Source organism: Gemmatimonadales bacterium (assembly GCA_041390145.1).
Classification (GTDB): Bacteria; Gemmatimonadota; Gemmatimonadetes; order Gemmatimonadales; family GWC2-71-9; genus SPDF01.
This window is the reverse complement of the sequence record JAWKQM010000004.1, coordinates 155101-172081: the sequence shown is the minus strand read 5'-3', so window position 1 is coordinate 172081 and position 16981 is coordinate 155101. Positions and strand designations below refer to the sequence as shown.

The 16981-nt window shown below is 67.7% G+C and carries 16 protein-coding genes; 4 read left to right on the top strand and 12 right to left on the bottom strand.

What is annotated here, in order from left to right; all coding sequences use genetic code 11:
- Position 1: 1 nt before the first annotated feature.
- The 6 genes from gyrB to R2910_04255 form a co-directional block, all read right to left on the bottom strand.
- Positions 2–1942 (bottom strand): DNA topoisomerase (ATP-hydrolyzing) subunit B, encoded by a 1941-nt coding sequence (gene gyrB / locus R2910_04280; GenBank protein ID MEZ4412185.1) that lies wholly within the window; start codon positions 1940–1942, stop codon positions 2–4.
- A gap of 86 nt (positions 1943–2028) precedes the next feature.
- A complete protein-coding gene (locus R2910_04275; GenBank protein MEZ4412184.1) occupies positions 2029–2250 on the bottom strand; it encodes a zf-HC2 domain-containing protein in 222 nt (73 codons plus the stop codon).
- Between the two features lie 38 nt (positions 2251–2288).
- Positions 2289–2669 carry a bacillithiol system redox-active protein YtxJ gene (gene ytxJ, locus R2910_04270; protein MEZ4412183.1) on the bottom strand — a complete coding sequence of 127 codons (381 nt, stop codon included), beginning with the start codon at positions 2667–2669 and terminating at the stop codon, positions 2289–2291.
- 130 nt (positions 2670–2799) lie between these two features.
- Complete coding sequence (locus R2910_04265) at positions 2800–3138, bottom strand: DUF721 domain-containing protein (protein MEZ4412182.1); 339 nt, start codon at positions 3136–3138, stop codon at positions 2800–2802.
- Positions 3135–4217: a DNA replication and repair protein RecF gene (gene recF / locus R2910_04260; GenBank protein MEZ4412181.1), complete on the bottom strand. Its 1083-nt coding sequence runs from the start codon at positions 4215–4217 to the stop codon at positions 3135–3137. The genes R2910_04265 and recF overlap by 4 nt, the downstream gene beginning before the upstream one ends.
- A 5-nt stretch (positions 4218–4222) precedes the next feature.
- A complete protein-coding gene (locus R2910_04255; GenBank protein ID MEZ4412180.1) occupies positions 4223–5005 on the bottom strand; it encodes an enoyl-CoA hydratase-related protein in 783 nt (260 codons plus the stop codon).
- Positions 5006–5125: 120 nt separating this feature from the next.
- On the opposite strand from R2910_04255, the gene R2910_04250 reads away from it, so the two are divergent.
- The 3 genes from R2910_04250 to R2910_04240 all read left to right on the top strand — a co-directional run bounded on the left by R2910_04250 (position 5126) and on the right by R2910_04240 (position 8077).
- Positions 5126–6043, top strand: a complete 918-nt coding sequence (locus tag R2910_04250) for a DMT family transporter (protein MEZ4412179.1) — start codon at positions 5126–5128, stop codon at positions 6041–6043.
- A 37-nt stretch (positions 6044–6080) separates the two neighbouring features.
- On the top strand, positions 6081–7562 hold the full coding sequence (locus R2910_04245; protein MEZ4412178.1) for a glycerol kinase: 1482 nt from the start codon (positions 6081–6083) through the stop codon (positions 7560–7562).
- A 74-nt stretch (positions 7563–7636) separates the two neighbouring features.
- The gene (locus R2910_04240; GenBank protein MEZ4412177.1) at positions 7637–8077 is read left to right on the top strand and encodes a DoxX family protein; all 441 of its coding nucleotides are present in this window, start codon (positions 7637–7639) and stop codon (positions 8075–8077) included.
- Between the two features lie 80 nt (positions 8078–8157).
- Here the strand turns inward: R2910_04240 and R2910_04235 are convergent, their stop codons facing one another.
- Together R2910_04235 and R2910_04230 are read right to left on the bottom strand one after the other, a co-directional pair.
- Entirely contained in the window at positions 8158–8598 is a 441-nt protein-coding gene (locus tag R2910_04235) for an Hsp20/alpha crystallin family protein (protein ID MEZ4412176.1), read from the bottom strand.
- A gap of 92 nt (positions 8599–8690) precedes the next feature.
- A complete protein-coding gene (locus R2910_04230) occupies positions 8691–9602 on the bottom strand; it encodes a prenyltransferase (GenBank protein ID MEZ4412175.1) in 912 nt (303 codons plus the stop codon).
- Between the two features lie 75 nt (positions 9603–9677).
- On the opposite strand from R2910_04230, the gene R2910_04225 reads away from it, so the two are divergent.
- Positions 9678–10130 carry an Hsp20/alpha crystallin family protein gene (locus R2910_04225; protein ID MEZ4412174.1) on the top strand — a complete coding sequence of 151 codons (453 nt, stop codon included), beginning with the start codon at positions 9678–9680 and terminating at the stop codon, positions 10128–10130.
- Positions 10131–10228: 98 nt separating this feature from the next.
- Here R2910_04225 and R2910_04220 read toward each other — a convergent pair whose 3' ends face one another.
- Genes R2910_04220 through R2910_04205 form a run of 4 tightly spaced genes read right to left on the bottom strand, consistent with a single transcriptional unit; the run spans position 10229 to position 16832 of the window.
- Positions 10229–11668 (bottom strand): cytochrome c3 family protein, encoded by a 1440-nt coding sequence (locus R2910_04220; protein ID MEZ4412173.1) that lies wholly within the window; start codon positions 11666–11668, stop codon positions 10229–10231.
- A 1-nt stretch (position 11669) separates the two neighbouring features.
- A complete protein-coding gene (locus R2910_04215; GenBank protein MEZ4412172.1) occupies positions 11670–13160 on the bottom strand; it encodes a hypothetical protein in 1491 nt (496 codons plus the stop codon).
- Positions 13157–15154, bottom strand: a complete 1998-nt coding sequence (locus R2910_04210) for a cytochrome c3 family protein (GenBank protein MEZ4412171.1) — start codon at positions 15152–15154, stop codon at positions 13157–13159. The genes R2910_04215 and R2910_04210 overlap by 4 nt, the downstream gene beginning before the upstream one ends.
- A gap of 4 nt (positions 15155–15158) precedes the next feature.
- Positions 15159–16832, bottom strand: a complete 1674-nt coding sequence (locus R2910_04205) for a cytochrome c3 family protein (protein MEZ4412170.1) — start codon at positions 16830–16832, stop codon at positions 15159–15161.
- Between the last annotated feature and the right edge of the window lie 149 nt (positions 16833–16981).

The window sequence follows — 16981 nt, the reverse complement described above, 5'->3', positions numbered from 1 at the left end:
CCTAGACGTCCAGGTGCGTCACGTAGTGGGCGTTGCGCTCGATGAAGGCGCGGCGCGGCTCGACCTCGTCGCCCATCAGTTCCTCGAAGAGGTTGTTGGCCTCCACCGCATCGTCGAGCGTCACCCTCAGGACCGTGCGCTTCTCGGGGTCCATGGTGGTGCTCCAGAGCTGCTCGGGATTCATTTCGCCGAGGCCCTTGTAGCGCTGGATCATGATGCCGGTCTTGCCCTCGTCGGCGCCCAGTCGCTTCGCGTATTCATCCTTCTCGGCCTCGTTGTACGCGTAGTACTCTTCCTTGCCCTTGGCCACCCGGTAGAGGGGCGGCTGCGCGATGTAGACAAACCCGGCGTCGATCAGCTCCGGCATCTGCCGGAAGAAGAAGGTCAGCAGGAGTGTCCGGATGTGGGCGCCGTCCACGTCGGCGTCGGTCATCAGGATGATCTTGTTGTACCGCACATCCTCCAGCTTGAAGTCCTCGCGGACCCCGGCGCCGATGGCGGTGATCATCGCCCGGATTTCTTCGTTGCTGAGGATCTTGTCGATCCGCGCCCGCTCGACATTCAGGATCTTGCCGCGAAGGGGCAGGATGGCCTGGAACGCGCGGTTGCGGCCCTGCTTGGCGCTGCCGCCGGCGGAATCGCCCTCCACCAGGTAGATCTCGCACAGCGTCGGGTCGTCGAGCGAGCAGTCAGCCAGCTTCCCGGGCAGGACGGCGTTTTCGAGGCCCGACTTCTTGCGGACCAGGTCGCGCGCCTTGCGGGCGGCCTCGCGGGCGAGCGCGGCGCTGACCGCCTTGTCGAGGATCGCGCGCACGACCGGCGGATGCTCCTCGAGGTAGGCGCCGAGATGCTCGTTGACGATCTGGCGGACGATGCCCTCGACCTCGGAATTGCCGAGCTTCGTCTTGGTCTGTCCCTCGAACTGCGGCTCCTTGACCTTCACGTGCAGCACGCAGGTCATCCCTTCGCGGACGTCGTCGCCGGAGAGGGTGAAGTCGGCCTTCTTGAGCGCACCCGCGCGCTTGGCGGCCTCGTTGACGGTGCGGGTCAGCGCCGACTTGAAGCCGGTGAGGTGCGTCCCGCCCTCGTGGGTGTTGATGTTGTTGACGAAGGTGAAGGTGCTTTCGTTGTAGCCGTCCTGATACTGGAGGGCAACGTCCACCTCGATGTCGTCCTTGACGGCGAAGAAGGCGATGACCTTCGGGTGCAGCGGCTTCTTGTTCCGGTTGAGCCACTCGACGAACTGTACCAGTCCGCCCTTCGCGAAGAACTTCTCCTCCTGCACCTCGTCCTTCCGCTCGTCGCGGAGGGTGATGGTGATGCCCTTGTTCAGGAAGGAGAGCTGCCGAAGCCGGTCGGCCAGCGTGTTGTAGCTGAACTCAAGGACCGAGAACATCTCGGGGTCGGGCTTGAAGGTGACCGTGGTGCCGGTCCCCTTGGCCTTGCCAAGGACGCTGAGGGGCTTGGTGGTCTTGCCGCGGGCGAACGCCATGTGATGCCGGCTGCCGTCGCGATCCACCACCACCTCGAGCCGTTCTGAGAGGGCGTTGACCACCGAGACGCCGACGCCGTGCAACCCGCCGGAGACCTTGTAGGTGGACTTGTCGAACTTCCCGCCGGCGTGGAGCACCGTCAGGGCGAGTTCGACGCCAGGGATCTTCTCGATGGGATGGATGTCGACCGGAATGCCGCGACCGTTGTCGATCACGGAAATGACGTTGTCCTTCTTGATGACGACGGAGACCTGATCGCAGAAGCCGGCCAGCGCCTCGTCGATCGAGTTGTCCACCACTTCGTAGACGAGGTGGTGGAGACCGTTCTCGCCGGTCGACCCGATGTACATCGCGGGCCGCTTCCGGACCGCTTCCAACCCCTTCAAGACCTGAATGGAACCTGCGCCGTAGTCCTGCCCCTTCGGTCCAGCCGGTCGCTCGTCTGCCATGTGTGTGAAGCCTGGTTCAGGGTGGGCCGGAACAGGGTCCGACGATGCCCTGAAAAATAGGCGGTAACCCATTGCGGGTCAACCTATTAGGCCCCTGTCAGCCCCTCCTCCTGGAGGGCCGCCATGACCCGGTCCCGGAGTTGCCCGATGGCGGGGTGATCCGCCCGCGCGGCGGCCAGCGCATCGAGAAAACTTCGCTCGAACTGGTACTGCGGAAAACAGTGCTGGCAAACCGCCAGGTGGGCGCCGATCTGCTCCATGCGCTGCGGGGTGAGCTCCGCATCGAGGTAGTCCCAGAGCTGGCGCATCACGGCCTCGCACCCACGGTCCCGCGAGGTGTGCGGCATCAGGTTGAGGATGCGCCCAGCGTGGCCGCGTCGTGCGTCGTCCGGAGACGCTCGATCTGCGCGAGGAGGGCGCCGGCCTTGATCGCGAAGTGGGAGGTATGCCACGCCACCCGGCCGTCACGAATGACCAACACCTGGGGCGACTCGTGCCGCACCTGGAGGTCACCTGCGATCCGGTGCGCCAGTCCGCGGTCCCGGATGACGTCGACCAGGTAGATCGGAAGTGACGGGAGCGACTGGTGGAGCGCCCGGATCTCTGAGTGCGCCACCGACGAGGTCATGCAGATGGGGCTGTGCTTGTACAGTACCAGCATCGGTGCCGACTCGAGGACCGCGGGCCAGGGCGGAGTTCCGGGGTCATCAAGTCGCAGAATGGTCACGCCGCGCTCCGCGGTGGCAGGTGTCTGTCGGGTGGATCGGCTGTGCTGGTGTGAACACGCGGCGTCGCCCGAAAGTTCCCGCGCGGTGGCGCTCCGGCCAGGGGCCAAGAACGGAGATCGCCTCCCGTCCTCAGTCCCGTCGGCCGAGCGGCCCCGCGATCCACCGGATCGAGTTGATCCGGCCTGCCCGGCCGGCGTTGACGCGGGCCAGGATCCGCGGCGTCATCAGGCTCAGTTCGCTCGCCCACGGAGCGGTCGCCACGCGAACCCGCAGCACCCCGTCGGGCGAGACCGATTCGGCCTGGGTGACCGCCGCGATTTGCGGCCCGACGAGCTCGGGCCAGCGCTGCACCACCTCGGCACGCTCCACACCCTTCCCGAGCCCGGACGACTTCAGGTACTCCTCGAGCACCTGCGCGAGCGGGGTGAGGGGACGCTTCTTGCCAGGAGGATCCGGTTGCCTCTTCACATCGCCTCCGTCACCACACCCTGGTGCACCGACCAGACCGGCAGCTTCAATCCGGCCGGGAGTTCATCCCGCCGAGGGGCAGTGATGAACACCTGGCCTACCCGCTGGGCGAGCAGTCGGTCGGCCAACCGCGCCTGACGGTCGGAATCCAGCTCGGCGAACACGTCATCGAGGAGCAGGGCAGGCGGTACCCCGCGCGCCTCCTCGATGGTCGTGAGCTCGAGGAGCCGCAGTGCCACCGCCGCGCTGCGGAGTTGTCCCGTCGAGCCGAAGTCGCGGAGCGGTCGGCCGTCCACCGTCAGGATGAGGTCGTCACGGTGCGGTCCGATGGTGGTCATCCCTCGGCCGAGATCGCGGGTCCGGACCCGCTGCAGCGCATCCGTCCAGCCGGCAGGGTCGGCGAGCGTGGCGTCGGTCCGGTAGGACAGGCCAGTGGGCCCATGCTCTCCCAGCGAGGCAAACCCCTCCGCGAACCGGGCGGCCGCGCCGGCAACCCAGCGCAGGCGCAGGGCGGTCACCTCGCTCCCCGCCGCCGCCAGCGGGGCGTCGAAGGCACGAGCCAGCGCTTCCTGCCCCTGCCGCAACGCCGCGTTCCGCTGGGCCAGCGCCGCGCGGTACCGCGCCAGTGCGCGGAGATAGTCCGAGGAGGCCAGCGAAAGCATCCGGTCGAGATACTGCCGCCGTTCGGTTGCCGGCCCTCCCGCGAGCGCCACATCCCTCGGGAGGAACGCGACCGCCACCCAGGCGCCGACCGCTTCCGAAAGGCGCGCCACCGGCGCGCCATCCAGCAGGATGCGCTTCCTCCGGTTGCCGACGGTGTAGGTCACCTCGGTCGAGCGACTGCGCTCCCCGTCATGGAATGCGGCCTCGATCCGAAACCCCGGACCGCCAAATCCGGAAACTTCCGCGTCCGTTGCCCCGCGCAGGGCCCGGAAGAGCACCGGGTATCCGATCGCCTCCAGGAAGTTCGTCTTTCCCTGGGCGTTGGGGCCAAGGAGCACCACCCCCTCCGGTGGGAGGGGGTGGTCAAGATCGCGGAGGTTCCGAAACCCCCGCAGGATGATGCGGTCGAGATGCACGTCGCTCAGCTGCCGCGGAACGACGCCGCACGCTTCTCAAGGAAGGCGCTCATGCCCTCGCGCATGTCGTCGGTCGAGGAAAGCAGTCCGAAATGGTTGGCTTCCAGCAGGAGCGCCTCGTCGAGGCTCATTTCCAGGCCGGCGTCCACCGCCTCGATGCAGAGACGGACCGCGAGTGGCCCATTGGCCAGGATGCCTCGCAGCAGTTGCTCCGATTCGGCCATCAGCTTGTCGGCGGGGACGACGCGGTTCACGAGACCCATCTGCAGCGCCTCCTCGGCGCCAACCATCCGCGCGGTCAGCAGGAGATCCAGGGCGCGTCCCTTGCCCACCAGCCGCGGGAGCCGCACCGTCCCGCCGTAGCCCGGACCGATCCCGAGCTTCACCTCCGGCTGCCCGAACTTGGCGTTCTCACTGGCCACTCGGAGGTGGCAGGCCATCGCCAGCTCACACCCGCCGCCCAGCGCGAAGCCGTTGACCGCGGCCACCACCGGCTTGCCGCACCGTTCCAGCCGGCGGAACACCGCCTGGCCGCGCATCGCGCGCGCCTTGCCGGTGATCTGGTTCTGCGTCGACAGCTCGCCGATGTCGGCGCCGGCTACGAACGCCTTGGGCCCGGCACCGGTCAGGATGACACCCCGGACGGCGTCGTCTCCCTCGATCTGTGCCACCGCCCGGTCCAGCTCGGCGATCACGGCGTCGTTGAGGGCATTCAGCTTGTCGGGGCGATTGACGGTCAGGAAGGCGATCCCGTCGCGCACGTCGAGGAGGAGCGTTTCGTAGGGCATGAGTGGGGTCGGGTTGGGGGCGGTGGCCAACGGTACGGAACGAGAGCATTTTAATGCCATGACGCCCCGCGTGCCTGTCCGAACGGAGTTCCGAAGGTCCGACCGTGACCCGGCCTGCGCGTGAGTGACGCCCGCCAGGCAGCCCGCGCCGAAGTGGCGATGCTGCTCGTGGTCCTCATCTGGGGCGCCAACTTCTCCTTCATGAAGATGGCGCTCGGTGAGATGTCGGGGATGAGCTTTGCCGGGCTGCGCTTTTCCCTGGCCGCGGTGATCCTGCTCGCCGTGCTCTACTGGCGGGAGGGGTCGATCGCGTTGCCCCGAGAGGCGTGGTGGACCCTTGTCTGGATGGGGCTGCTCAGCAACACTCTGTACCAGGTGTTCTTCATGTACGGGCTGACCCACACCTCGGTGGCAAACGCCTCGCTGATCATCGCCACCACGCCACTGATCGTGGCGCTCCTCGGCGCCGTCACCGGCATCGAAGCGCTCCGGCGCCCGGTCATGGCCGGCGGTGTACTGGGGTTTGCGGGCGTGGCGTTGATCCTGGCGGGCAAGGGGGTGGAGCTCGGTGTTGGTCGCCTTGGCGGGGATCTCGCGATTTTCGGGGCGACGCTCTGCTGGGCCTTCTTCACACTCGGCGTCAGGGCAATGCGCATCCGGATCTCGACGCTCCGCCTGACTGCCTGGACGATGGCGACCGGCGCCCCTGGGCTGCTCCTGCTGGGCGGCCCGGGCCTCCTCGATCTCGACTGGCGAGGCTTGAGCCTCCGCGCCTGGACCGGCGTCTGGTACGCGACCCTTCTGGCCATCGTGGTGGCTTACCTGCTGTGGAACAATGCGGTCCGGGTGGTCGGCAGCGGCCGGACTGCCATCTTCAATTCGATGATCCCGCTGATTGCGATGCTGGTGGCCTGGCCGCTCCTGGGCGAGCACCCCCGGCCCATCCAGATCGGCGGCGCTGCCTTGATCGTCAGTGGAGTCCTCCTTTCTCGCCGGGCTGGCCCGGCGCCTCGGATTGCACCAGCCCCGACGCGCTGACCCACGTCCCTGTTTCCCCGCTTCCCCGCCATCTCCCATGCCCTCTATCCTCGCCATCGACGCCGGCACCACGGGAACCACGGCCCTTGTCATCCACCAGGATGGTTCTGTCCTCGGCCGCGGGTACCGCGAGCTGCCACAGCACTTCCCGCAACCAGGGTGGGTCGAGCACGAGCCTCGCGACCTCTGGGAGGGCGCCCTGGAGGCCGGACGGGAGGCCATCGCGCAGTCACGCGAACGGCCCATCGGTCTCGGCATCACCAACCAGCGGGAGACGATCCTGCTGTGGGACCGCAAGACGCTTGAGCCGATCGGGCGGGCCATCGTCTGGCAGGACCGCCGCACCGCACCACGCTGCGCCGAGCTGCGCGCCCTCGGGCTCGCGGAGATGCTGCGGGAGCGAACCGGCCTGGTGCCCGATCCCTATTTCTCCGCCACCAAGCTGGAGTCGATGCTCAAGGATGGTGATGTCCGGCGCCGTGCAGAGCGGGGGGAGCTGGCCGCGGGGACGGTGGACAGCTGGCTCGTGGCGCGGCTCACCGGCGGGGCGAAGCACGTCACCGACCACACCAACGCCTCGCGCACCATGCTCTATGGCCTCGAATCGCGGGGCTGGGATCCCGAACTCCTCGCACTGTTCACGGTGCCGCCGGCGCTGTTGCCCACCATCGTCCCCTCGGGAGGCATCTCCGGGGAGTCCCTCCCTCAGCACTTCGGCTATGCCATGCCGATCGCCGGCATCGCGGGCGACCAGCAGTCGGCCCTTTTCGGCCAAGGGTGCGTCACGGCAGGCACCGCCAAGAACACCTATGGCACCGGAACGTTTCTCCTGATGCACGCCGGGGGAGAGCGTCCCCACTCGTCCCACGGCCTGCTGACCACCGCCGCCTGCGGTCCCCGCGGGGAGCCGGCCTACGCCCTGGAGGGGAGCGTCTTCATTGCCGGCGCCGCCGTCCAGTGGCTGCGGGACGGCCTCGGCCTGGTGGCCCGAGCGGACGAATCGGAGGCGCTCGCCCGGAGCGTGGCGGACACTGGGGGCGTCCACTTCGTCCCCGCGTTCGTGGGACTCGGCTCGCCGCACTGGGAGCCGGAGGCGCGGGGAACGGTCACCGGACTCTCGCGGGGGACGACCCGGGCGCACCTGGTCCGGGCGGCCCTCGAGGCGATGGCGTTCAGCAGTGCTGAACTAGTGGAACTGATGCGGAGCGACACCCATCTCGCGCCGGGCCCCCTCCGGGTGGACGGCGGGGCCAGCGCCAACGGCTGGCTGATGCAGTTCCTGGCCGACGTGCTTGGCGCCCCTGTCGAGCGGCCGGACATGATAGAGACGACGGCGCTCGGCGCGGCGGGGCTCGCGGGGATTGCGCTCGGGGTGTGGCGAGACACCGCGCAATTCCTTGAGGGGAGAGAGTTTACGGTGTTTTCGCCGACATCATCCGATGCGGAGCGGATGTCGAGGCGGGCGGGGTGGGAGCGGGCGGTGCATGCGGCCCTTGCATGGGCAAGGTATGAGGTGTAACATTAGATGTTATCACACTAATGTGAAGGTGGCACCGGTGCCGCTTTCGACCTCGACCGAGACTGGAGGAACCGATGCAGAACGCTCGCGCTTCCTGGGCGCCCGTACCACTTCGCCTGATGCTCGCCATTGGCTTCCTCTTTCACGGGCTCCCGAAGCTCACCGCGGCCGGGCATGCGGGATTCGCCGGGATGCTTGCCGGTATTGGCGTGCCGCTGCCTGGCCTCGCCGCCTGGGGAGTGGGTGTCGTCGAGGTCGTCGGCGCGCTCGCGATTCTGCTTGGGATGTACGTGACCCTCGCGTCCGGGCTGCTGATCGTGAACATGGCCGTCGCCGCGCTCACGGTGCACCTCGCGAACGGCTTCAACTTCATCAACATCACGGGGATGGGTGAGCAGGGCCCGGTCTTTGGGATGCCCGGCGTCGAGGTGAACCTCCTCTATATCGCCGCCCTCCTTTCCCTCCTGCTTTCCGGACCGGGCGCGCTGCGCGTCGGTCGTCGGCGCGAGTCCTGACCCTCGCCGGCGGGCGCTGAAATCAGAACGGCCCCGGGCACTGTGCCCGGGGCCGTTCGTCCATCGAGGCGCCGACCATCCTACTTGATGGTGATCTTGCTCCGCACTTCCGGTGCGGCCTTCGGCAGCGTCACATGCAGCATGCCGTCGGTGTAGTGCGCCTCGATCTTCCCCTCCACCACAGCCGCGGGCAGGCGGATGGTCCGGACAAACTTGCCGGTCTCCCGCTCCCTGTACAGGAAGTTCTCGCCGGGAACTTCCTTGGCGGCCTCGCGATGGCCGGTGATGGTCAGGACTTCACCGGTCAGTTTCACGTCCAGGTTTTCCTTTGGCATCCCTGGGACTTCGAGCCGGACCACGAACGCCTTGTCGTTCTCGGCGAGGTCCAGTGTCGGTACCCAGTTGTTCTCGAATCCCCTGGTCGTGAGTTCGGGGAAGAGCGGCCCCGTGAGGAAGGGATCGAACAGCCGATCGATCTTCTCCACGTTGCCGAGGATCGGGTTGAGCTTGGCGATTTTCATACTGCCCCCTGGTGGATGGTACGACCACAAGATAGGAACAAGGGGGTGAAGTGATGGTGAACGGCCGGCGAAACTTTCTTATCCTGTCGTGATCACGTGCCGAGCAGCATCCCGATCGAGGCGCCGAGGGAATAGAGCAGGAACGCCTGCAGCGTCATGACCTGCGCCGGCACGATGGCCGCGGTGTCCTCCGGGGTTGCCAGCAGCGCCCGCGCGGCGGGGATGTAGCGCAGCGCGCCGATGCCGCCGAGCCAGACCGTCGCCGGGAGGCCCGCCGTGGGCAGGAGGGCCGTTGCGACGGCGGCACCCACCCCGAGCCAGACGAACCCCCAGGCGGCGGCTCGCCGGCCCAGACGGACCACGAGGGTCCGCTTGCCGGACAGCGCGTCGGCGGAGTAGTCGGGGAACTCGTTGATCCAGAGGAAGGCGGCGATGAGGATGCCAAGGGGCAGGGACAGCAGGACGATCCCGGTCGGCATGGTCCCGCGCTGGACCAGATAGGTACCGGCGCAGACCAGCGGGCCGTAGCTGATGGCCACCGCCAGTTCGCCGAGGCCGCGGTAGCTGAGTCGAAATGGGGGCGCGTGATAGAAGAACGCCAGCGCCACACCGGCCAACCCGAACCAGAGGACGCGGACGTCCCTCCAGCCGACAATGGTCAATCCCACGATCGCGGCGAGGAGATACCCCCCGATGGCGATGCCCCAGGTCTGTCCTCGCGTGAGCAACGCATCCACGAGCACGCGCTTGCCGCCTGAGAACGGGCTTCGGTCCTCCTCCCGCACCTTCAGGTCGGTGCCGGAGTCCCAGTCGAAGACCTCACCAGACGCGTTCTTTGCCACCTCGACGGCAAAAACGCCGAGCACCGTCATCAGGAGCCAGCCCGCCTCGATCGGCCCGGCAGCGGCCGCGGAGGACGCCCCGAGCAGTATTCCGGCGGCCGAGGCGAGCGAGATTTTCGGGTCGGCGAGCCGCCAGAACCCCTGCGCGAATTTCGTGGCCATCGTTTCAACCCCGCTTCACGCCGGCTTCAGCGCCTGGGTGGTATGGTGGTGGCACGGTCTCTATCAGGAGGAAGCATGAGAATCATGAAGGCCGCGCCCGTCATGGCCAAGGTGCGCAACGATATCGACCAGGTGTTCGATCGGCTCTTTCACAACACCTTCTCCCCTGAGGCCCTGCTGCGGACCCCGGCTGCGGACACGGTGGCCTGGCTGCCTCCCTTCGATCTGCTCGAGACCGAGGCGGCGTACGTCGTCCGGTTGGACATTCCCGGCGTCCATCGGGAAAATCTCGACATCACGCTGGCCGGCACACTCCTGACGCTGAGCGGTCGTCGCGAACTTCCCGTGGCGGAGCCGGCCGAGCGCTGCCTGCACGCCGAGCGGGAATGGGGCGAATTTCACCGGATGGTCCGGCTGCCAGCTGCCGTCGTAACCGAGCAAATCACCGCCACCTATCAGGACGGGGTGCTGCTGGTTCACCTGCCGAAGGTGCCATCGGCCGTGACCAACAAGATACTGATCCAGTAGCTCCCGGCACCGCGGAGCCGACCCGCGCAGACGGACCAACGGCCCAGGGCAGCCATGCCTTGGGCCGTTCTCTTGCTTCCCCGCTCGTCCGCTTCCGCCTACTTCGCGCTGGGTACCCTGAGTCCGTGGCAGACCGTGCACATCTGCGGGTTCTTCGAGCGGAGCTTCTCGCCGTCGAACCCGGGCCCGTGCGGATTGAATCCCCGTCCATAGAGCGCCGAGTGGCAGGTCAGGCAGTCCTTCTCGACATGGCACGAGGTGCAGGTCTCGAGGCTCTGGCGGGCCGCCTGGCCGTGGTTCAGGAGGAAGCCGGGGAAGACGTCGTGGTACCCCGCCTGCAGCGGGCCCTTCGGGCTGCCGAGCCCGGATTGCACGTGACAAGTCTGGCAGAAGGCGCCGGGGTTGTGGCAGTCGCTGCAGTTCGTCTCCCGCGAATAGGCCGCCGCCGGATGACGCTCGAGGAAGGTCTGCGGGTGGTATTGCGGCGTGCGTTCCGGCGTCCCGCGGTGACAGTCGAGGCACTGGGGACGCGCGTGACACCCCTCGCACGACTGCGGGTTGGAGCTGGCCGGGGTCGCGTGGATCGTGCTGAAGTCCGCCATGTGGCTGGCAGGCCGGCTCCGCTCCACCTGGGCGCCCGCGCCGCGTCCCGGCCCGCTCGCGTAGAGCGTGCCGACGGCCCGCGGCGGGGTGATGTGGCAGGTGAGGCAGCTCTCCTGCGTGTGGCAGGTCTGGCAGGCCGCCGTGCTCTTGCGGGCCGACTTGCCGTGGGTCAGGACGAAGTTGTCCTGCGCATGCGTCGCGGGCGCTTCGAGCTTGACCTGGATGGCCAGCGACCGGGAATCCATGGACAGCGCCTGGATGGTCGGAGTCTCCGGGGCGTTCACGTGGCAGGTGGAGCAGAACTCCTGCGCGTGACAGGTGGCGCAGCTCGGTGCCACGAGGTAGGTCTTCGGGCCCGTGCCGGCCTCGGCCTGGGCACCATGCCCGTCGGCGCTCATGAACCCAGGGGCCTCGTGCGACGGGGGCGCCGGGAATGCCTTCACCTGCGCCATGGTCAGCGTGGTCGCCTGTGCGAGCGGGAGGTGGCAGGTGGCGCACGCGGTGTCCGGCGCGGCCAGGTGCGCCGTCTTGACACCGTGGCAGGCCAGGCACTGGGGCACGACCGCCGGCCTGACGGTCATCCAAGAGGCCCCCTCCCGCGTATGGCAGGCCTGGCAGCTCAGGGTGGAATCCTGTCCCGCCTTCGCGAGCACTTCCTTCCGGTGCTCCGCGTGCGTGAACCGCAGGTTGGTCCCCGCCGGCGGCAGCGGCTGCCAGTCCACCCGTCGCTCGACGGTGCCGTCGTGACAGTTGGCGCATGACTGCGCCGAGGGCAAGAGCGGACGGGAGTCGTCGAGGGCGCCGGCGTGACATCCGGTGCAGGTCGGAAAGACCTTGGCGTGCTGCGCGTGGTTGAACTGATCACCTTGCTGCGCGGCAGCGGGGGCCGCGGCCACAGCGAGTGCCAGCACGAGGGGTGCGAGTATGCGACGCATCTCAGTACCCCGCCGGTCGGTTGGTGATGGCCTTGGGGAGCGGCAACCGGTCCGCCGAGCTGAAGGTCATGATGACCTTGGCCCCGAACCGGATCTGGTCCCACTCGAATGACGCCGCGTCCGGCCGCTCACGGTTTTCGTCGTACCGCGCCATGGTGAACGCCACGCTCACGTTGTCCCGCGCCACGACGGAGGCCTGCATCCCGTACACCAGGACCACGGACTGGTCCCAGCGGTACTCGAGGGGCCGGGAGAGGGAGTTGCCGTAGACCATGATCGAGTACTTGCCGTTCGGCGAGAAGGTGACGTTGCCGTCCCAGCCGCTGGAGGCGGCCCCGGTTCCTCGCTCATTTTCATAGCCGAGCTGCGCCTGCCAGGCGTTCGAGAACTGGTAGGTGCCGCCGACGGAGAACCGCCACCCGGAATCGACGATGGAGACCAGGGGGGTCAGCACGTCGGCATTCTCGAACCGGTACGTCTCGCCGCGGATGCGCATCTGGAGCCGCTTCGTGGCCTGGTAGGACACCGACCCGTAGATGGCGTTGTACGGGACCGGGCTGAACGCTCCCCAGACCGTCCACAGCTCAAAGAAGGGCGCGTACCGCCGGTAGCCGGCCACGACCCCCACCTTCGGCGTGGCGTACCGGAGGGCGGCGTCCGCGCTGCCCCAGAGTCCGCTCGCCATGTCATAGATGGCCCCGCCGACGACGCTGTAGTGCCCGTAGAGCCGCAGCGTCGCCGAGGCGGCCACGCGCTCCGACCCAAAGTACTTCGTGGTCTGGTCCACTTCCCGCCTATACTCGGCGCTCACCTCGGCATGGGGGGAGTTCCACGTGCCGATCAGCCCCGCCACCACCGGGCTCTCTGCGGGCAGGTAGTCCTCCTGGGGATTCACCTCGCTCGAGGTGATGAAGAGGTTGGAGCCCTGGGCCAGGCCCCGTCCCAGGTACCCGGAGAGCGCCAGGCCGGCGCTCGCCAGCCGCCCCGTCAGTTGCCCGCCATCGAATCCGTAGGCCCCGAGGCGTCCGGACACCAGCTTCCGTCCCGCCACGATGGTCCAGGCAGGCGCCGCGTACTCCGCATAGCCCTCGATGAGCTGGAGATTCGGCGACGTGCCGGGCCAGGAGGCGGCGGTGTTGAAGTCGGTGGTGGCGTAGCCATTTACTTGGATCCTGAGGCCCGGAAGTCCGAGTCCCCACATGGTGAGCGCCGCCTGGGCGACGGCCGGGGCGGTGGTGTTGATGGGGCCCGGGATCCAGTAGTTGCAGTAGAGATTGCCGGTGGCGCAGGAGACGGCGTAGCCGTTGGGCGTCTCCAGGCTCCCGTTGCCCGTCGTCACGACGCTGTCTCTCGGGATGCTGTCGGCGGTATAGCCGCGGAAGCTGACGCCCTGGATGCCGCCCGAGAGCCGCAGGTTATAGCCCTGTGCCGCGGCGGCAGCCGGGAGGACGATCACCAGCGAAAGCACCGTCGCCATCTTCCGGAACTTCATGCGCCCCTCCCCCCCATCAGTCGCGACCGCCATTGCGCCGGCGTCGCGTCCAGATGGCACGTCGTGCACTCCTTCGCCGGGAAGTGATCGGCCTGCTGCGGCTGGTGGCAGGTCAGGCAGAACGGCCGGGAAGGGGTCAGCAGCGCGATGCGCGCCGGCGTGTGGCAGGCGTCGCACCCTTCGTGCGCTGTGGCCGGCGGCGTGTGGGGTGTCTCGAGGTCGCCACCCGCGTGACAGGCCGCGCAGTCCTTCGCCTCGGTGTGGTGCTGGTCGTGGCAGGAGATGCACCCCTTGACCGGCGCCCCGGGGGCGAGCGTCACAGGCGTGGTGTGGCATTCGTTGCACGCCACGTCTGGGTGGTCGGAATGCTCAAACGCCACGTCCCGCGGCCGAGGGGCGTGTTCCGGCACCGTGATCGTGACGCGAACGGTCTCGGGGCCCTGATTGGCGGGGGTGTGGCAGGCCACGCAGTCGCGCTTGGCGGCGGCGGTATGGTGGCAGATCTGGCATCCGCGTGGCGCGGTAAAATTCAGCGTCGACGTCGGATTCGACGTGGTGTGGCAGGTGATGCAGGGCAGGTCCTTGTGATTCGCGTGCTCGAAGCTGTCGGCAGGGGCCGGAGAGACCAACGCCGCCGGAGAGTCGTCATCCGGCGGCGCGTCGCCCTTTCCGTGGGGGCTGGTCGGGTCTGGCTGCGCCGAACTCGACCGGAGCGCCTTGGTGGTGTCGAAGGGCAGGGGAGGTTTCTTCACCCCCGGCCCGGTGGCCGACCCGCGTACCCGTTCATGACAGGAGGCACAGGCGCTGGCGTCCACCCGCGCGGCATGCGGCGTGTGGCAGGTCTCGCAGTTCTCGATTCCCTTGCGATGCGCCGCGCCGGTATGGAACTCGACCTTGCGCCAGTCGCCATGGCAGGCCGCCGATGCGCAACTCTTGAGGGCGTCGGCCGGCTTGACGTTGGTGTGCGGGTTGTGGCACATCCCGCACTTCCCATTGTGTGGGTCGTGCGTGGGGTCGAAGTCCTTGAGCCGCTGCTGCATCTCGTGGCAGCTGAAGCACTGGTTGTCGCCGGGGACCAGGGTCCCGGAGGCGGAATCGACCGTCGCCAGCCGGGGCACCGCCGCGGTGAACTCGTGGCAGACGGCGCAATGCAGGCCCACCGCGTCGGTCATCTTGCCGAGCCTGATGGTGACGTCCTCGGTCAGGTGACAGCCCTGCTGGGCGCAGGTGGAATCCACCGGAACAAACCGGTGGGCCGAGCGGGCGTGACAGGTCAGGCACTCGACCTTCTTGTCCTTGAGTGAATCGGACTCGAAGTGCACCCGGTGCCCGGCGGTGGTGACGATTTCCTGCCAGGTTTCCTTCGCCGCCCCCTGCTCGTGGCAACTCTTGCAGACGGTCGGAGGCACCTTCGCGTGGGGCGGCACCTTGTCGGGGCGGTCCACCATCCACAGGACCAACTCCTGGGCCTGGGCGATCTTGTCGGGCAGGTGACAGTCGTGACACTCGAGGGTGTCGTGCTTGCCCTGGAGCTGATTGACGATGAGATAGGTGCCCGTGTCGGGCCGGACGAACGGCTGGCCGTAGGGGATGAAGATGTGGCAGCCCCGACAGAAGTCGTTGTCGTGCTCCATGTAGTGGTTGACCTTGTAGCCGACACCGCCGGCCACGAGGAGGAACACGCCCGCGACCGACGCCATCAAAAGCTTGGTGCCGCGGCTCCTGGTAGTGAGCCAGGTCCAGATGTCCTTGCGGTGCTTCCAGAGGAACCAGACCGCCACGACGCCAACGACGGCGCCAATGACGATCCCGGAAATCATGACCCAGCCCGGCCGCTGGAAAATCCACTGAACGACGTTGACGACCGGATCCGGCAGCGGCGTGGGGACCAGCCCGCTGTCGGCCTGGGCGGCCTGCAAAGAATCGACCATGGCCCCCGGCGTGGTGCCGGGAGCCATGGTCGGATAGAGCGAGTGCAGAGTCTGGGCGATCACGCGCTTAACGTGCGGCGCTCAGCTTGGTTTGTCCAGCCACGTAACTGACCCCAGGGCGGCTAAGCGCCTTGTTGATCGTCGCCTGGACCGCGGGACTTGGCGGGCCCGGGAGGAACGCGGCGTATACCTCTTGCACCTCGTTGATGCTCGCGCTCAGCAGGGCCTGGTAGTAGAAGGGATTGTGCACGCCGTACGAACCGTCCTTGTGGCCGTACAGGTTGTCGGCCAGCATCATGGCGTTGAAGAGCGCGCCCTCGGCCGGCGAGACGATGTTGTCGTTGGGATCGAAGGCCTGGACCCCGTCCACCGTCGGGTTGCCTGCCGTGAAGAGCAGGTACACCAGGTCGCCGGCGTCGGCCGGGTCCATGTACGGCTCGCCACCCGAGTTGAGCGTCGGGTTGAGGTCGTTCCACAGCTGGTTGGCCAGCCCCGCGATGAGTGTCGAATCGCTCACGAGGGCCGAGGCGGCGACGTCCGCGCTGGCGTGGCAGCCGGCGTTGAGGCAGCCGGTCCAGTTGCGGTTGCTCGCCGGCAGGTGGTCACAGCTGTTGTCGGCGGTCGGCTGCCCGGTGCCGTCGAGGCAGGGGTCCGGCGAGAAGAGGTGCCCGACCGACTGCAGGACGAATTCGCCGGTGGCCGCGTCGGTCACCGTGAACGAGTTCACGTGACAGCCGGCGCAGAGCCGCGGATTGTTGGCTGACGCGTGCGTCGTGTAGGCGTTGTTCGTGTCGTACGCAAATCCCCGCGGGATGTACCCGGCGCCGGAGCCGAGGACGATCGGGCCCTGGGCTGCATGCGAGCCGCGCTTCGTGACGGTGGCGGTCGAGTTGGAGAAGTTGCCCGAGGGCGTGGTGCCGCGGTTGTGGCAGCTCATGCAGAGGTTGACGGTCACGTCCGGCACGTCGATCGGCGCGCGGAGCTGGCCCTGGTAGGGGCTGCCGTGCGGATCGTGGCAGACGGCGCAGGTGGCCGGCGGGAGAGTCGTTTCCTGCCCGACGGAGTCCTTCTCCACGTAATGGCTCGGGCTGCCGTTGAAGCGGGCGAGCGCCGCGCGGCCCTCGTGACAGCCGGCGCCGCACCCGGTGCCGCCACCCGCCGGATAGGCGTTGGCTGCAGAGTCGGCGTGGGCGGTCTGCGACCACTGCTCCACGAACGGCTCGTGCGCGCCGCTGTGGCACCCGCCGCAGCTCATGACCGTGTCCTTCAGGCCGGCCCGCGCGAACGGATGGTTGTCCGGGTTCGGGTCCGAGACGTGGGTGTAGCCCGGGCCGTGGCAGCTTTCGCACTGCACATCGTGATAGGCCGGGCTCTCGACCGCGTTCCAGCCGCCGGGCTGTCCGGACGCGGCGCCGCTGTTGCCGGCGTCGCTGACCGTGTGGCAGCCATAGCAGTAGGACGCCGCATGGCCGGAGTTCACCAAGGCATCGTAGGCGTCGGCGTGGGCGGTGGTGACCCACTGGCCCTGGTAGCCGGAGTGGCAGTTGCCGCAGGTCGTCTGCTTGGTGGCGGCGGTATAGTAGCCCATGTAGCCGTTGACCGAGTCCGGCGGCGGATTGAACTGCGGCCGTTCGACGGTTTCGTAGACGGTGTTCGTCTCGGTGCAGCCAACGACGAATACGAGGGCCAGTGCGCCGAAGAGTGCGGCGAACGAGCGGGAACCGAAAGCGCGAGGCATCATAGTAATGACCCTTGAGTGAGTGAGGACGATGGCAATTTTTCCTCATCCGTGCTTTCGCGCAATGGGTCTCCGTGGCAATACGGGGGTATCGTTACAAAGTTTATGATTCCTTCACTAACTCTTTGGGAAATCTTGGGTTCCGGCCCACT

What these genes read in the sequence shown, in the direction of transcription:
- R2910_04275 (MEZ4412184.1), bottom strand. Translation starts at nt 2,250, where the DNA reads ATGCGCCAGCTCTGGGACTACCTCGATGCGGAGCTCACCCCGCAGCGC.
- R2910_04245 (MEZ4412178.1), top strand. Translation starts at nt 6,081, where the DNA reads ATGCCCTCTATCCTCGCCATCGACGCCGGCACCACGGGAACCACGGCC.
- R2910_04230 (MEZ4412175.1), bottom strand. Translation starts at nt 9,602, where the DNA reads ATGGCCACGAAATTCGCGCAGGGGTTCTGGCGGCTCGCCGACCCGAAA.
- R2910_04225 (MEZ4412174.1), top strand. Translation starts at nt 9,678, where the DNA reads ATGAGAATCATGAAGGCCGCGCCCGTCATGGCCAAGGTGCGCAACGAT.
- R2910_04220 (MEZ4412173.1), bottom strand. Translation starts at nt 11,668, where the DNA reads ATGCGTCGCATACTCGCACCCCTCGTGCTGGCACTCGCTGTGGCCGCG.
- R2910_04240 (MEZ4412177.1), top strand. Translation starts at nt 7,637, where the DNA reads ATGCAGAACGCTCGCGCTTCCTGGGCGCCCGTACCACTTCGCCTGATG.
- R2910_04215 (MEZ4412172.1), bottom strand. Translation starts at nt 13,160, where the DNA reads ATGAAGTTCCGGAAGATGGCGACGGTGCTTTCGCTGGTGATCGTCCTC.
- R2910_04255 (MEZ4412180.1), bottom strand. Translation starts at nt 5,005, where the DNA reads ATGCCCTACGAAACGCTCCTCCTCGACGTGCGCGACGGGATCGCCTTC.
- gyrB (MEZ4412185.1), bottom strand. Translation starts at nt 1,942, where the DNA reads ATGGCAGACGAGCGACCGGCTGGACCGAAGGGGCAGGACTACGGCGCA.
- R2910_04205 (MEZ4412170.1), bottom strand. Translation starts at nt 16,832, where the DNA reads ATGATGCCTCGCGCTTTCGGTTCCCGCTCGTTCGCCGCACTCTTCGGC.
- R2910_04235 (MEZ4412176.1), bottom strand. Translation starts at nt 8,598, where the DNA reads ATGAAAATCGCCAAGCTCAACCCGATCCTCGGCAACGTGGAGAAGATC.